The sequence below is a fragment of the Pseudomonas sp. GM33 genome (genome assembly GCF_000282295.1).
Classification (GTDB): domain Bacteria; phylum Pseudomonadota; class Gammaproteobacteria; order Pseudomonadales; family Pseudomonadaceae; genus Aquipseudomonas; species Aquipseudomonas laurylsulfatiphila.
The window spans coordinates 107872-122538 of record NZ_AKJO01000070.1; the positions used below are offsets into that span (position 1 = coordinate 107872).

General features: G+C 62.2%; 11 protein-coding genes and 1 pseudogene. 2 read left to right on the top strand and 10 right to left on the bottom strand.

What is annotated here, in order from left to right:
- Positions 1-81: 81 nt before the first annotated feature.
- Positions 82-915, bottom strand: coding sequence for a phosphatase PAP2 family protein (locus PMI26_RS19380; RefSeq protein ID WP_007973181.1), 834 nt, complete (start codon positions 913-915; stop codon positions 82-84).
- Positions 916-949: 34 nt separating this feature from the next.
- A complete protein-coding gene (locus tag PMI26_RS19375; RefSeq protein WP_033047688.1) occupies positions 950-1621 on the bottom strand; it encodes a histidine phosphatase family protein in 672 nt (223 codons plus the stop codon).
- A 395-nt stretch (positions 1622-2016) separates the two neighbouring features.
- On the opposite strand from PMI26_RS19375, the pseudogene PMI26_RS32300 reads away from it, so the two are divergent.
- Together PMI26_RS32300 and PMI26_RS32305 are read left to right on the top strand one after the other, a co-directional pair.
- A pseudogene (locus PMI26_RS32300) lies at positions 2017-2895 on the top strand (methyl-accepting chemotaxis protein); the annotation flags it as partial.
- Between the two features lie 201 nt (positions 2896-3096).
- On the top strand, positions 3097-3801 hold the full coding sequence (locus tag PMI26_RS32305) for a methyl-accepting chemotaxis protein (protein WP_371319542.1): 705 nt from the start codon (positions 3097-3099) through the stop codon (positions 3799-3801).
- A gap of 146 nt (positions 3802-3947) precedes the next feature.
- On the opposite strand, the gene PMI26_RS19365 is transcribed toward PMI26_RS32305, so the two are convergent.
- The 8 genes from PMI26_RS19365 to PMI26_RS19330 form a co-directional block, all read right to left on the bottom strand.
- Positions 3948-4367 (bottom strand): type II toxin-antitoxin system VapC family toxin, encoded by a 420-nt coding sequence (locus tag PMI26_RS19365; protein ID WP_007973184.1) that lies wholly within the window; start codon positions 4365-4367, stop codon positions 3948-3950.
- Entirely contained in the window at positions 4364-4609 is a 246-nt protein-coding gene (locus PMI26_RS19360) for a FitA-like ribbon-helix-helix domain-containing protein (protein ID WP_007973186.1), read from the bottom strand. The genes PMI26_RS19365 and PMI26_RS19360 overlap by 4 nt, the downstream gene beginning before the upstream one ends.
- An 87-nt stretch (positions 4610-4696) precedes the next feature.
- A complete protein-coding gene (locus PMI26_RS19355; protein ID WP_007973188.1) occupies positions 4697-6070 on the bottom strand; it encodes a DUF1329 domain-containing protein in 1374 nt (457 codons plus the stop codon).
- Positions 6071-6204: 134 nt separating this feature from the next.
- Positions 6205-8160 carry a DUF1302 domain-containing protein gene (locus PMI26_RS19350; protein WP_007973190.1) on the bottom strand — a complete coding sequence of 652 codons (1956 nt, stop codon included), beginning with the start codon at positions 8158-8160 and terminating at the stop codon, positions 6205-6207.
- A gap of 41 nt (positions 8161-8201) precedes the next feature.
- On the bottom strand, positions 8202-9503 hold the full coding sequence (locus tag PMI26_RS19345; protein ID WP_033047690.1) for a phospholipase: 1302 nt from the start codon (positions 9501-9503) through the stop codon (positions 8202-8204).
- Between the two features lie 238 nt (positions 9504-9741).
- Positions 9742-11310, bottom strand: a complete 1569-nt coding sequence (locus tag PMI26_RS19340; protein WP_033047692.1) for an FGGY-family carbohydrate kinase — start codon at positions 11308-11310, stop codon at positions 9742-9744.
- Positions 11311-11330: 20 nt separating this feature from the next.
- On the bottom strand, positions 11331-12920 hold the full coding sequence (locus PMI26_RS19335) for a glycerol-3-phosphate dehydrogenase/oxidase (protein WP_007973196.1): 1590 nt from the start codon (positions 12918-12920) through the stop codon (positions 11331-11333).
- 5 nt (positions 12921-12925) lie between these two features.
- Positions 12926-14521, bottom strand: coding sequence for an FAD-binding oxidoreductase (locus PMI26_RS19330; RefSeq protein WP_007973198.1), 1596 nt, complete (start codon positions 14519-14521; stop codon positions 12926-12928).
- Positions 14522-14667 lie beyond the last annotated feature (146 nt).

Here is a 14667-nt window from a genome sequence, read left to right on the forward strand (position 1 = left end):
GCGTGTGAGCTGGATGAACACGGCGCTCTTGAGTCCATCGCCAGCAGGCTGGCTCCTACAATTCCCCCGGGCTACGCCCACTCAATTCACTGGCTGACTCTGAGCCACCGGCACCGATTGTTGCGCTTTGGAGAGCACCGGCTGTTCCAGCCTCGCTCGCCCGTAAAACGCCAGCGCCGTCAGCAAACACGCCAGCCACACGAAGATCCCGGCCCAGAAGGTGTGGGACATGTAGTGCCAGCCTTGCAGCACCCGCGTTGTGCCGTAGATGAAACCGAGGGTCAGCGAGCCGTACATGATCGCTTTCGAATAGCGCCAGCGATAACGGCGAGCCACGAAGTACAACGCCAGCATGGTGAAACCGCCCGAGGCATGTCCGCCCGGCCAGCAGCGCCCTTCACCGGCGACTTTCAGCAGGTCGAAATTCTCGTACCACTCGACGTGCTGCATTTTGCCGCCGTACAGGGTGGTCTCGATCGGGCAATACACGCTGGTGTGGCCCTTGAGGTAGTGAATCACCCCGGTGCTGATGGAGAACGCGAACACGACGTAGAGAAAATCGCGACGGTGGCGGGTGGCAAAGCGCAGCACCGGTGCGACTTTGATTTTTTCCAGGAAGGCGATGATTTTCGAATGTTTTTCAGCCTTCAGGCGCGGCCAGAGAAACGACAGCAAGGCACCGATAATCGCAATTTCGCCAGTCCAGTTCGGGATGATCCGCGCCCATTTGTGGGTAATTTTCTCGAACAGGTGGACCTGGTCCAACGGGTATGTCTGCGTCACCGGATCAAAAAAGTAATTGTTGAAGGCGATGTCGATGCTGGTCATGTCGAACATCAGGAACACCACGACCGCGCAGGCCAGCGGAATACCGAAATTCACCCAATAAAAGCGGTAGCGAGAGGCGGTCAGCATTGTGAATCCTGATTCAGAAAGAGGAAAGAAAAGCTCAATGAGTGCTCACCGAGCTCCAGTCGGAAGCTTCGATAAAGCCAAGCATGTGCGGAGTCTGTGGGGTTTCGGCGGAAATAAACAGTGAAGCGCCATAACCCAGGGTCGAAGGCGGTAACGCGAGCTCTTTTTCCAGTTGCTCCATGCACTCGCTGTGGGTCACCAGAACCAGGTTACGCCCGGCCACTTTATGCGCAAGCGCGTCACGCAGCATGGTGCCCTTGCAACTGATCAGCCAGTCCTCTCCCGTGCCAACCTTGTTGAACATGAAGTTGGCCGTCTGAGCCGTACGCAGGATCGGGCTGTGGTAGATATCGGCCTTGCCCAGGCCAAGGTGTTTGAACTGCGCCCCGAGGCTCTCGGCAATGCTGCGAGAGCGCTCGGTAATGCCGTCATTGCCAACCAGGCAAGGCGCCGAGGAGTGATCGCAACGCTCGACGTGGCGCACCAGCACGATCACGTCGCCCTTGGCCCATCCCGTCATCAAAGCCTGTGCACCGGCCACATTGCCGTGAGCCAGGTCCGGTGCAGTGGCGGGACGCAGCAAAAAAAAGGTCAACGGAATCACCAGCAGCGCCGAGGCCAACACCACCGCAGCGTTACGATAGCGGGCGAAGCGCTTCAGATCGATCGAGCGTTTTATCCCGAAAAGACTCAGTCTCAATTCCACATCAAGCCGCCTCGCCGGCACGCACCACCTCATTAGATCCCGGGAGGTTAAAGAAGCGTGCGTCGGTGGCAGGTGAAACACATGTGAAAAAAAGCTTAAAAGCACTGTAAAAATCTTGTTACAGAATCCATTTGGAAAAATCCTTTCAGCTCCCGCCATTGCTGCCGATACAGCCTGCTTACACAGCTTGGCGGCCCCCAAAAAAAACAATCTTCCAGCCAACCGACGAAAAAGAAGCACTACGTTCCTGGAGGAATTTGATGAATAGCTGGTTCGGCAACATCAGCGTGAACCTGAAACTGGGCCTTGGATTTGGCCTCGTGCTGGCACTGACCTGCGTCCTCGCCCTGACCGGCTGGAGCAGCCTGGGCGGGTTGATCGACCGCAGCAACTGGATGAGCGACATCACCCAGCTCAACGCCGGCCTGACCAAGCTGCGCGTGGTTCGCCTGCAATACATGCTGACCAACGGCGACGAAACCGCCGCGCAGGGCGTGCAGACCACCCTCGATGCCTTCTCGGCCCAGCAACAGGCCCTGCTGGCGAAGTTCAAGAGCCCGGAAAACCTCAAGCTGCTCCGGGAGCAGGGCACCGTGATCGACGCCTACAGGACGTCCCTAAGCAAAATGCGCAACGCTTATCGCGCCGGCAACAGCGCCCGCGACGCCATGAGCGTCAACGCCGAAACCGCCAACTCGCTGATCAATGACATCAACACCCGCGTGCAGCAAATGCCGCTGAGCGACCAGCGCTTCGAACAGTTCCAGGCCATTACAACGGCCAAGGAAGCCTTCCTGTTGGCGCGTTATGAAGTACGTGGATACACCGCCACCACCAATACCGAAACCGAACAAAAAGCGGTCGGCCAACTGGACGCCGCCATCGCCAGCCTGAAACCGCTGAACGCGCATTTCGCTGACACCCAGCAAGACGCCCTGCGTCAGCTGGAAACCGCGCTGGGCAACTATCGCAGTGCCTTGCAGGCCTACAAGGCCGCCAGCAATGACGCGGTGCAGGCGCGCAAGGAAATGACCGAACAGGGCGCCGCCATCGTGTCCCAGAGCGATCAGCTGTATCAGATCCAGCTCGACCGCCGGGACGCCGAAAGCGCCCAGGCACGCACGCTGCAACTGATCAGCACATTGCTGGCATTGTTGGTGGGCATCATTGCCGCCGTGGTCATCACGCGCCAGATCACCCGTCCATTGCGCGAAACCCTGGCGGTGGTCGACCGCATCGCCAGCGGCGATCTCTCCCAGAACGTGCTGGTCACCCGTCGTGACGAACTCGGCGTGTTGCAACAAGGCATCGCACGCATGGGCGTGACCCTGCGCGACTTGATCAGCGGCATCCGCGACGGCGTGACCCAGATCGCCAGCGCCGCCGAGGAACTGTCGGCCGTGACCGAACAGACCAGCGCCGGGGTCAACAGCCAGAAAGTCGAGACCGATCAGGTCGCGACCGCCATGCACGAGATGACCGCCACCGTGCAGGAAGTCGCGCGCAACGCCGAAGAAGCTTCGCAAGCCGCTGCGGCGGCGGACGGCGAAGCCCGTGAAGGCGACAAAGTGGTCAACGAAGCCATCGCCCAGATCGAGCGCCTGGCCAGCGAAGTGGTGCGTTCCACCGAGGCCATGAGCGTGCTGCAACAGGAAAGCGACAAGATCGGCAGCGTCATGGACGTGATCAAGGCCGTGGCCGAGCAGACCAACCTGCTGGCGCTCAACGCCGCCATCGAAGCGGCCCGCGCCGGTGAAGCCGGCCGTGGTTTTGCCGTGGTGGCCGACGAGGTCCGCGGCCTGGCCCAGCGCACGCAGAAGTCCACCGAGGAAATCGAAGGCCTGGTGGCCGGCCTGCAGAACGGCACGCAACAAGTGTCCGCCGTGATGAACAACAGCCGCGTCCTCACCGACAGCAGCGTGGCTCTGACCCGCAAGGCCGGCGAGTCACTGGAGAGCATCACCCGCACGGTGTCCAACATCCAGTCGATGAACCAGCAGATCGCCGCGGCTGCCGAACAGCAAAGCGCCGTGGCCGAGGAGATCAGCCGCAGCATCATCAACGTGCGCGATGTGTCGGAACAGACGGCTGCGGCGAGCGATGAGACCGCCAAGTCCAGCGTTGAACTGGCACGGTTGGGTGGTCAATTGCAGCAGATGGTGAGCCACTTCCGCGTTTGACCGTATACCTGCGGTGATTGAAAGACCCATTCGCGGGCAAGCCCGCTCCCACAGGTAAGGTGTCGAACACAGAATCTGTGAACGACTCAAAACCCTGTGGGAGCGTGGCTTGCCCGCGATGGCAATCTACCTGTCAGCGAAGATGTTCAGGCCTCCCAAGGATTGATGACTTCAATCCCGGAAAATCCGAAATCTCGAACATTGCGGGTGGCTATTGCCGCCCCATGGCTTCGGCAAATGGCGGCAATTTGCGCATCAGCCATTGAAACCGCACGCCCATTTGCCTCAGCACCTGCCGTCAGCGTTGCGTACTCAACCGCGGCATGAGCATCGAACGGCAAAATGCGCCCGGCAAAGTCCTCTTCGAACATGGCCATGGCATGGGCTTCAAGTTTTTGTTTACGCTTGCCCGAAGGCAGGCGTGCGATGCCGTGGAGTATTTGCGCCACCGTTACCGCACTGACTGCCAGATCCATCGCCGGCTGCGCATCAACCCAGGCAAGCACCCGGCTTTCAGGCTCGACTCGCATAAACTCTGAAAGAACGTTGGTATCGAGCACTATCATTCAGAAAAATCCACCGCCGTTGCTTTCTCTGAACGCTCCGGCAGATCAAGCTCGACTCCGCCCAGAGTGCTGAAACGATTGCGGATCCTGCTTCCAAGTCCACCGGCACGATCAACCGTCGCCAAGGCCCTGCCCAGAATCAGGCGAGCCTCTTCTTCCATGGAATGTCCGTTATGAGCCGCTGTGATGCGCAGTTGCTCCTTGAGTTTCTCATCAAGGTTTCTAATTGTGATGCTGGCCATGACGCCTCCTGCAATCAATGAAATCATTGATTGCAGTCTAGCACATTCTGGCAAACCAAAACCCGGCAATCTTCCGAATGGCCAATATCACCGCGTCCCACGCTGGCGCAATGCCGACGGCATGAAGTACGCGTCTTCCGGCACCGGTTGGGCGAAGTCCACGGTGCCCTGCTCTTCGTTATCCAGGTTCTGCACGTAGTAACGACGCGCCTGCAGGTCATGGAAAACGTCCAGCGCACTCCAGGTGGTGGGCAGGTCGTAGAAGTTTTTCAGGTAGGCCATCGACACCCGCCACAACTCCCCTCGCCCGTCATACTGATCGACCAAGGCGGCGCCCCAACTGTCCTCGTCCAGAAACAGCACACGCTTGGAATAGATATGCCGCGCACCCGGCTTGAGCGTGCCTTCGACCACCCAGACCCGGTGCAGCTCATAACGGGTGTATTGCGGATTGAGGTGGCCCGGTGTGAGCAGCTGCGCGTACTTCACTTCGGGGCTGCCGACTTTGTAGTTGTTGTAGGGAATGTAGACCTCTTGCTTGCCCTTGAGCTTCCAGTCGTAGCGGTCCGGCGAGCCGTTGAACAGGTCGGTATCGTCCGCCGTGCGCAGGCCGTCGGAAGAGGCGATCGGGGTGTCATAGGCGAGGTTCGGCGCCCGGCGCACACGGCGTTGGCCCGCATCGTAGACCCAGGCCTGACGCGGGTCCTTGAGCTGGTCCAGGGTCTCGTGAACCAAGGCCGCACCACCCGCCAGGCGGGCCGGGCTCTTCACGAAGGCCAGGTAGTAGAACAGGATGTTTTTCAGGTCGGCGAATTGCCCGCCCGGGCGGTAATAGTTGAAGAGCCCCTCCTGCTGCGAGGTCACAAGTGCGAAGCTGCCGTTGCGTTGCACCGGCGCTTCGGAGGCACGACGGACCACATAGATGCCGCGATAACGGGTGATGTGGTTCCACAGCACCTCGACCCCGTCCTTGGGCACCGGGAACGGCACACCGCCATAGGCATCGGCAAATCCGGTGCCGCCATCGAGCAGCTTGGTCGCGGTGGCATTCTTCAAGGTGTTGTCATACAGCCACTGCGGCGCCGAGCCAGAGCGGCGTGAGGGATAGACCGGCATCTGGAAGGTGTCGGGGTAGCTGTTGAACAGGGCGACCTGACCCGGACTGAGGTGGGCCTTGTACTGTTCAAGGTTGGCCTTGGTGATGGTGAACAGCGGCTTGTCCGCCGCATAGGGGTCCAGGTGATGCTGGCCTGGCTTGTAGCCCGCCGGCGCCTGGGTGATGCCGCCGGTCCAGGCCGGAATGGTCCCGGCGGCGTTGCCGGCACGCTCGGCGCCCATTGGGGTCAGGGTGGTTTTCAGTTGCTCGGCCAGTTGGGGCGTAACCGCGGCCAGCGCGCTGCCGGCGGCAAGGCTCAGGAACAGTGCCAGGGTGGTCTTGGTCAGTCGTGAAGTGTGAAACATGATCGTTCTCCGAAATACAAAAACCTGTGGGAGCGGGCTTGCTCGCGAAAGCGGTGTGTCAGGCGACAGGTGTGTGGGATGTGCCGCCCTCTTCGCGAGCAAGCCCGCTCCCACACAGGGTCTGCGTGTAGCAATCAAAGGAAGTACTTGAGGTTGAAGCCGATGTTGTCGCGGTCACGCAGGCCGTTGTCCTGCCCGCCGCCATAGAACTCGGTGTATTGCAGCTCGGCCTCCAGCCTGTTCTGGTAGTTGGCCTTGATCCCCAGGGTGTAGGCCTTGCGGCCCTCGATCACGTTGCCCGCCTGATAGCTGTTGCCCTCGAAGTCATCCTTGTAGACGACATAAGGCGAGACGTTGACCCCGGCATACACGTCGTTCCAGGTGCCGTTGAGCATCGCGGTGTAGCTGTAGGAGTTGCGGTTGACCTGGTCGTCGCGCTCGCCGCCGGACACATAGGAAAAGTTGCCGGTGCCCGCGTAGTAACGGTTGCTGCCGTCATAAGCGGTGTATTGCAGGCTGCTGCCGCGCAGGTGCTCGGACGCCAGCTCGAATACGCCGAACATCGAGTCGAATGACAGGCTCGGGCCAAAGTTGTAGATGGTGCCCAGGGACGTGTTGAACGCTTCCACCCGCTCGGCGTTATTGATCTGGCTGTCGAGCGTGACCTGCTGCCCGCCGATGTTGATGGTCTGGCCGCCCGCCGCTGCGGCGGCACCGTTGGCCAGGTCGCCGATCAGATCGTTGGTGGCGGCGACCCCGATGGGCAGATTCGGCCGATACGCCACTTCACCGAACACCGACGCCTGGCCCAGGGTGGTGTTGAAACTGAAGCCGTACATGCGGATGTCTTCGGCGTAGCGCCGGTGCGCCTGAATATTGCCCAGCACATCCACGGTCGCCAGGCCGTTGGCCAACTGCCCCGCCTGGCTGCCGGCGACACCGGCCAACAGGTTGGTCAGGGCATTCATGTCGATGCCCTGGTACCCGCCCAGATCGGCGGAAATGGTCGGCTCCTTGGCGTGGTAGTTGACCATGTACAACCCGAACTCGGTGCTGTTGAGTGCTTCTGCGATGTAGCGAAAAGCGAAACCGAACTGGCCGTCGTTGCGCGCGTTGAAATCCTTGCCGACCGTGGCCACCTTGACGGTGTTGCCAAAGGTCGGGGTGACCCCGTTGGCATACAGGCCGGTGGTGCTCAGGGCCTGGTTGAGCAGCGGGTTGTTGCCCAGTGCGCTGTACAGATCGATCACGTTGCCGAAGCCTGGCACCGGAGTGTCCAGCGCGGTACCGCTGAAGTTGTTGTAGGCGGTGTTGCCGCCGTCGGCGAACAGGTCCGTCTGCGAGTAGAACGTGCCGACCGGGTCGATGCGGGTTTCCTTCCAGTTGGTCTGGTAAAAGCTTTCCAGGGTCAGGCTATCGGTCAGGCCGATGTTGAAGCTGAGCGCCTCCACCGGGACCAGCACTTCCTTGACTTCGGCCCCGGGCAAACGGTACTTGGCCGCATCCACCGGGTTGGTGGTGTTGATCCCGCCACGGTAGAAAATCCCCTCGCCCCAGTTGAACACCTGGCGCCCGACACGTGCGGTGACCGGCATCTGCGCCACGTCCCAATTGCCATAGAGGTAGGCGTCGAGCAACTCCACCCGGCTGCCGGCGATGTCGCGGGTCTGGCTGGTGAAATGGTCGTCCTGCGGGAAACTCTGACTGGGTTGCGACGGGTTGTTGTTGTCGTAGTAATCGTTGCGCTTGTCCATCAGTTGGGTGTCGTAGAACGCGGTACCGCGCACGAACATCCCGTAGTTCTGATAGTTGGCCTCGAGCTCCGAGGTGATCTTGTACACCTCTGAAACCAGCCCGGTGTCGAAGTTGCGATTGCCGTCGTTGGTGTTGACGTCGTCGTTGTTCTTGTCCCGGCCCTGGACCCGCCACAAGCGTCCATAAGACAAGGTACTGTCGAATGAACCGGTGACCTGGTTGTCCAGCACGCTGAACTCCTCGGCCTGCACGCCGTCGACCGCGCACAGTTGCAGCAGCCCTGCCAGGCCCACACCGGGAAGCGCCGCGCCAGACAGGCGAAATCGAGTGCTCATGATCTTTTCCTCTTTCCCTGGATTTATTGTTGTTGTGTGCGTTACTGCGAGGGTTGGCGCGCCAATCCCGCACCGGCATAAATCCGGCTGTGCGCGCCGAAATGTCCCAGCAGTTTGAACAGCTGTCGGTTCAGTGCCGGGTGGTCGAAGTCTTCGCGCTGCAGTTGATTACCGCGGCTGAAATCGCCGCTGATCGGTGCTGTTTCCAGCCACTGGCCGATGGCTTCATCGAACGCTGCGGACGCGTCGACAGACTCGGCACTCACCACTTCGCGCAGGTAGTCCACCGAGTACGGCGGGTAACGGGCGTCCTGGGCGGAATCGGCATAGGCGTCGAGCATCGGATGGGGCTGGCCCGTGCGCAGCAAACGACGCAGCCAGCTCGACTGATACTTCTCCACTTCCATGTGCCGGGTCGCAACGCGTTCGATGGACGCCTGCTTGTCGGCCGCGAAACCGGCCAGTGCCTTGCCTTCCAGCAGAAGCAGACTGGCGAGGTCGACACCGGGCAATGGCTTGGCGTGATAAGGCTGGGTCAGGTCCTGAATGTGGTGCAGGCCCCAGCCGAGAAAGCGATAACCCCAATATGGATGGCCGGTGGCAAAGGCCAGCCGCGCCAATCCCATGTATTGATAGGCGCGCCAGTCGGGCCAACTGCGTTCGAGAAATCCGGCAGCGGCGTACACCACCGGGCTTTCATGGAAGAACCCCATGTGGAACGGTGCCTGGGAGCTGTATTGAAACCGCGCGTCACCGAACGGCTGTGGGCCGAAGCCGTATAGCGCGCCGACGTCGCCGGGGTTGTCGCTGAACAGGTTGATGTCGTGGCCGTAATCCGGCTCATCGGCGGCACTGGCCAACACGGCCAAGGGCGCGACTTTTTCGTTGTCGGTCACGCGAATGAAGCGCTGGCGATTCCACGGCGAGAGGGTTTGCTCGACCATGACCTGCTCGGCCTTGAGGTGTTCACGCTCGGGCAGATCCTTGCCCGGCATCGGCTGGATGACCATCGCCAGATGAATCTGTGGATTGATGCGCAGTGCGGTGAGGAAGTCGTGGCGCAGATTGTCCCCTGGCACGGCTGGCAATCGCAGGCTGTCGGGGCGCGGCGGGTACTGGGCGAAGTGCTCGCGGGCGAAGCGCTCCTGCTCGTCGAGCAACGCGCTCACCGCCTCGTATTGTTGTGAGAGAAACTGTTCCAAAGGCTCGACTTCGACCTGCGGTGCGTCGCGCAAGGCCGACAGGTCCTGCAACGCCAGGTAGCTGCCCACCGTATGGTTGGACCAGCCCCATGCCATCGGCGCCGTTCCACAAAGCAGCAACAGGAGGAGTGTCAGCTTCATTGCCTGGTTCTTATTGGATGTGCAGTGAGGGTGAGCCTAACAACCGACCCTGCCCCTGACACTGTCCAATCTCACCAGAAAAGTTCTCCGATAGCGCCACATGCACGGCGCAAAACACACCACCGCCCCCTGTGGGAGCGGGCTTGCTCGCGAAGGCGGAGTGTCAGTCGCCATTGATGTCACTGACACATCGCCTTCGCGAGCAAGCCCGCTCCCACAGGGGATCTTCGGTGTTCTTTCAGGCGGGGTAACCGGTGATTTTGCGGATGCTCTGGTACAACGGCTTGAGCTGTCGATACATGCGCAGGTAGACCTCTTTGTACAGTCGCTCATAGACCTGCTGCGCCTCGGGTTGCGGCATGAAGACCGCACCGACCCGCGTCATGGCGGCCATCGCCGTGGGGAAATCCGCGTACAGCCCCAGCCCCACCGCGCAGCAAATGGCCGCACCCAGGCCGGAGGCTTCGTAGACATGCGGACGCTCGGCCGGCAGGCCGAAAATGTTCGCCGTGAGTTGCATCGCGGCATCACTCTGGGAGCCGCCACCGGCGACGCGCAAGCGCCTGACGCAGACCCCCGAACGTTTCTCGATCTTCTCCATGCCCTGGCGCAAGGCATACGCCAGGCCTTCGAGGATGGCCCGGTAAATGTGCGCGCGGGTATGCACGTCGCCGAAGCCGATCATCGCGCCCTTGGCTTCCACACCCGGCTCGCGGATGCCGGGCGACCAGTAGGGTTGCAGCATCAACCCCATGGAGCCCGGCGGCACAGCCTCGACCAGCGCATCGAAGAGCTGCTCGGGCTCTACGCCCTGGGCTTTGGCCTGCTGCATTTCCCGCAGGCCGAACTCATTCTTGAACCAGCTGACCATCCAGTAGCCGCGATAGATCATCACCTCGCAGTTGAACTGATCCGGCACCGCCGAGGGGTAAGGCGGAATCAACGGGACGATTTCCAGGTAGCGCGAGCGGGTGCTGGTGATCGTCGCCGTGGTGCCGTAGGACAGGCACACGGTGTCGGCGTCGACGACGCCGGAACCCACGACTTCGCAGGCCTTGTCGGCACCTGCGGCAATCAGCGGCAGCCCCTCGGGAATGCCGGTGTGGCGGCTGGCCTCGGCGCTGATGTAGCCGAGGGTTTCACCGGGCTTGTGCAGGCTCGGCAGTTGCTCGGGACGCACCGCCAGCGCCTGCCATTTCCAGTCGGTGGGTGCGGCCCATTTCAGGCGTTTGAAGTCGAAGGGCAAGTAACCGACGCAACACCCCACGGAATCGACAAAGCGCCCACAAAGACGATGGGTGAGAAACCCCGAGAGCAGCAGGAACTTGTCGGTCGCCGCCCACACTTCAGGCTGGTGGCGGGCGATCCAGTTGGCCTCGGCCTGGGCGCGGAAGTAGTCCACCGTGGCTTGCGCGCCGACCAGTTTGAACAACCAGCCCCACGGTCCCTTGATACCGCCTTCGACTTCGCTCTGACGCTGATCGAGCCACAGAATGGCCGGGCGCAAAGGCTTGCCCTGGGCATCGACGTTGATCACCGTGCCGCGTTGGGTGGTCAGGGACACGCCGGCAATCTGCGAGCGATCGATCCCCGTTTGCTGCCACACCTGCTGGCAGGCTTCACCCAGTTTCTCCCAGTAATATTCCGGGTCTTGCTCGGCCCACCCAGGTTGTGCCGAGTAATAGGCCTGCAACTCGACCTTGCCTTTGCCCAGCAGATTGCCCTGCAGGTCGAAGAGCAGCGCGCGCACGCTCTGGGTGCCATTGTCGATGGCCAACAGGTAACGCTTGTTCGGGTGGTTATCCATGGAGCTCTCTTCAATGGGCATCAATGCGTGGCATCCGGCAATCCGTGATGGCGTTGCCACAACGCCCGATATCGCTGTATCTCCTGCTGCCAACGCTCATCGTCCCAGCCCAGTCGTGGCTGGCAGAGTTGGCGAATGGCCGCGAAACAATCCTCGCCGCCGCGCGGCAGCAGCAGGCCCAGGCGGGTGCGGCGCAGCAGCAGGTCATCGAGATGGAGAACCATTTCCGCCTCGCAGGCAACGGCCAGTTCTGCCCACAAGGTGTCCGTGCTGCCTACCGTTTCATGGCCCAATCGGGCGATCAGTTGCGCCAGCCTCGGCAGGTCACGACCATGCCGCCCGGCCAGGCGCCGCCACTGGCTGGCGCTGAGTCCGGGTATCGCCAGCGGCGGCACGATGGCGAACACCGGCGCGGCGTCATCATTGAAGGGCCGCTCGAGCATACTCGCGCAGGCCCTGAGCACTTCGATCGCCTGCGGGCGAAAGGTGGTCAGCTTGCCGCCGGCCAGGGTCACGCAACCCGGCTCCTGCCACAGCACATGCTCACGGGTTTCACTCGACGGCTTGAGCTCACCCGCCACGCTGCCCACCACCGGACGCACACCCGACCAGGTCGACAGCACATCGGCTGCGACCACTTCAGCGCCGGGGAATTGTTGAGTGCAAGCCGCCAGCAGATAGTCGAGCTCCTCGGCGCTGATACTCGCGCTTTGATCCAGATCCTCGCGATGATCGAGGTCCGTGGTGCCGACCACCGTGGCCCCCTCCCAGGGGAAAACGAACACCGGTCGACGGTCACGCTCGTGCAGGAAGGTAAAGGCTTGCGCCACGGGCAGGCGCCAGCCCGGCAACAACAGGTGACTGCCACGCAACGGGCGCAACTGGCGAGGCGCATCGGGCAGGCGCAAACGCTCGGCCCACGCGCCGGTGGCCACGGCCAACACCCCACAACGCACTGTCAGTGATCCGCCCCCCTCGCAGTCTTCGACCTGAACCCCGCAAACGCGTCCCTCCTCACGCAGCAATTGCTGCACGCGCACGCCGTTGAGCACCACGGCGCCGTCGGCCCGGGCCTCGCCCAGAACGCGCATCACCAGGCGGGCATCATCGGTCAGCGCATCGACAAAACAGGTGCCGCCCAGCAGGTCATGGTCCTTCACCCCGGGGGCCAGATACCGCAGTTGCTGCGCGTCATGAAAGCGATGGCTGCGCCGCCCGGCCAACGCGTCATAAATGGACAGCAATCCACCCAGCACCCGCGGTCCGGGAAAACCGCCACGGTAATGCGGCATCATGAAACTCATCGGCTCGACCAGCCCCGGCGCTTCGTCGAGCAGCCTCTGGCGTTCACGCACCGAATCGCGGGTCAGGCGCCACTGGCCCTTGGCGATGTAACGCAAGCCGCCATGGACCATTTTCGAAGAGCGGCTGGAGGTGCCCCAGGCGAAATCGCGCTGCTCCAGCAGCAGGCAACGCCACCCTCGGCGCGCGGCTTCGCGCAGGATGCCGGCGCCGCTGATGCCGCCGCCGATGACGATCAGGTCCCAGGTTTCAGCCGCCAGCGTCGGCAGCACCTGCTGACGCCACGCCGCGTTCCAGTCCAGGCTCATGGCCGTCACTCCTGCAACAGCGTGCCAGGGTTCAGTCGCCCGGCCGGATCGAAGTGCCGACTCAATGCCTGCAGGGTGTCCATCGCCAGCGCGCCCTTCTCACGCAGCAGGTACGGCGCGTGGTCCTTGCCCACGCCATGCTGGTGACTGATGGTGCCGTGGTTGTCGACGATGGTCTGGCTGGCCGCCTGCTTGAGTGCCTGCCAGCGCGCCAGGGTGGCGGGGTAATCCGCCGCCGGGCGAAACACATAAGTGGTGTAGATGCTCGATCCTTCGCCATAGACGTGGGACAGGTGGGTGAACACATGGACCCGTTCGCCCTGCGCCGCCAGGGCGTCACGCAGGCTGCTCTCGATGAGAGTGAGCAGGTTATCGACGTTGCTCCAGTCGGTGGCCGTTTCCAGGGTATCGACCACGTAACCGGCGTTCCACAGGTTCTCGCGCAGGTAGGGAAAGCGGAAGCGGTTCTGCGCCCACTTCTTGCCGAGCAAGGTGCCGGTAAACACCCCGCCGAACGCCTTGAGGTGCTGCCGGGCCTGCCGCAGGGACAGCGCATTTTGCCGACGGTTGCCGGTCACGCCGAACGTCAGCAGGCATTTGCCCTCGCCGGCGCCGCGCAGGGCCAGGTACTTTTCCAGCCAGGCGATCTGCTGCGGGTGACCGGCCAGCGCCAACTGGGTTTCGGTTTCCACCGCGTTGGACAGGCGCAGCATCGACAGCGGCACGCGCGCCTGGGCCAGCTGGCGGATGGCTTGCAGCGCCTTGGGCCAATCGGGCAGGAACACACCGTAGAAACGTTCATCGGCGGGCAGTGCGCTGACCCGTACCTTGACCTCGGAAATGATCCCGAATCGGCCCTCACAGCCCAACACCACTTCGCGCAAATCGGGGCCGGCCGCCGAGGCCGGAAAGGAGGGAATGTCCAAAGGTCCGGCAAAGGTTTCCAGGGTCCCGCCGGCGAACAATTGCTCGATTCGCCCATAGCGCAATGACTGCTGGCCACTGGAGCGGCTGGCGACCCAACCGCCCAGGGTCGACAGCTCCCACGACTGCGGGAAATGCCCCAGGGTGTAACCACGGGCGCGCAACTGACTTTCCACCTGCGGGCCACTGGTGCCGGGGCCGAAAGTGGCCAGCAGGCTCTGTTCGTCGAGGTCCAGCAGGCGACTCATGCGGGCCAGGGAAACCGTCACCACCGGCCGCGCGGAACTCGGCGGGTTGATGTGACCGGCCACCGAGGTGCCGCCGCCATAGGGAATCAGGCACAGGTCCTGTTCATGGGCGAGCAGCAGTAAACGGCGAATCTGTTCAGCGCTCGTGGGATAGGCCACGGCGTCGGGATAATTGCCCAGCTCGCCCTCACGCAACGCCAGCCAGTCCGGCAGGCTCTGGCCGCGAGCATGCAGCAAACGATCATGGGCATCCACGCTGTACAGGAAGTGTTGCTGCAACCGCGACGGGGGCACGCGGGCCAATGCCGTCTCAAGCGTCGCATCCGGCAGCGCTCGACCGTCACCCACCCGCCGGGCGAGAAAACTCGCGCCCTGGGCCGGCAGTTCGACCACCGTGGTTGCATCTCCCCAGCCGTTCCAGCGTCGCATGCGTGTGTCCTTTTGCGGTTCTTATCAGTGATATTTCAGGCCCCCATACTAGTCAGCCGCCGGAAAGTGTCACGGTCGCATCGGGCCAGTTCGAGTAGCCAATTGAGTCAAACGTCGCGCAGGCGTCAGCCATTTACTTTAGCCGT

Excerpts from the sequence above, each read along its gene's own strand:
- PMI26_RS32305 (WP_371319542.1), top strand. The coding sequence starts at position 3,097 with ATGACCGCCACCGTGCAGGAAGTCGCGCGCAACGCCGAAGAAGCTTCG.
- PMI26_RS19350 (WP_007973190.1), bottom strand. The coding sequence starts at position 8,160 with ATGAGCACTCGATTTCGCCTGTCTGGCGCGGCGCTTCCCGGTGTGGGC.
- PMI26_RS19380 (WP_007973181.1), bottom strand. The coding sequence starts at position 915 with ATGCTGACCGCCTCTCGCTACCGCTTTTATTGGGTGAATTTCGGTATT.
- PMI26_RS19365 (WP_007973184.1), bottom strand. The coding sequence starts at position 4,367 with ATGATAGTGCTCGATACCAACGTTCTTTCAGAGTTTATGCGAGTCGAG.
- PMI26_RS19330 (WP_007973198.1), bottom strand. The coding sequence starts at position 14,521 with ATGCGACGCTGGAACGGCTGGGGAGATGCAACCACGGTGGTCGAACTG.
- PMI26_RS19340 (WP_033047692.1), bottom strand. The coding sequence starts at position 11,310 with ATGGATAACCACCCGAACAAGCGTTACCTGTTGGCCATCGACAATGGC.
- PMI26_RS19345 (WP_033047690.1), bottom strand. The coding sequence starts at position 9,503 with ATGAAGCTGACACTCCTCCTGTTGCTGCTTTGTGGAACGGCGCCGATG.
- PMI26_RS19360 (WP_007973186.1), bottom strand. The coding sequence starts at position 4,609 with ATGGCCAGCATCACAATTAGAAACCTTGATGAGAAACTCAAGGAGCAA.
- PMI26_RS19335 (WP_007973196.1), bottom strand. The coding sequence starts at position 12,920 with ATGAGCCTGGACTGGAACGCGGCGTGGCGTCAGCAGGTGCTGCCGACG.
- PMI26_RS19355 (WP_007973188.1), bottom strand. The coding sequence starts at position 6,070 with ATGTTTCACACTTCACGACTGACCAAGACCACCCTGGCACTGTTCCTG.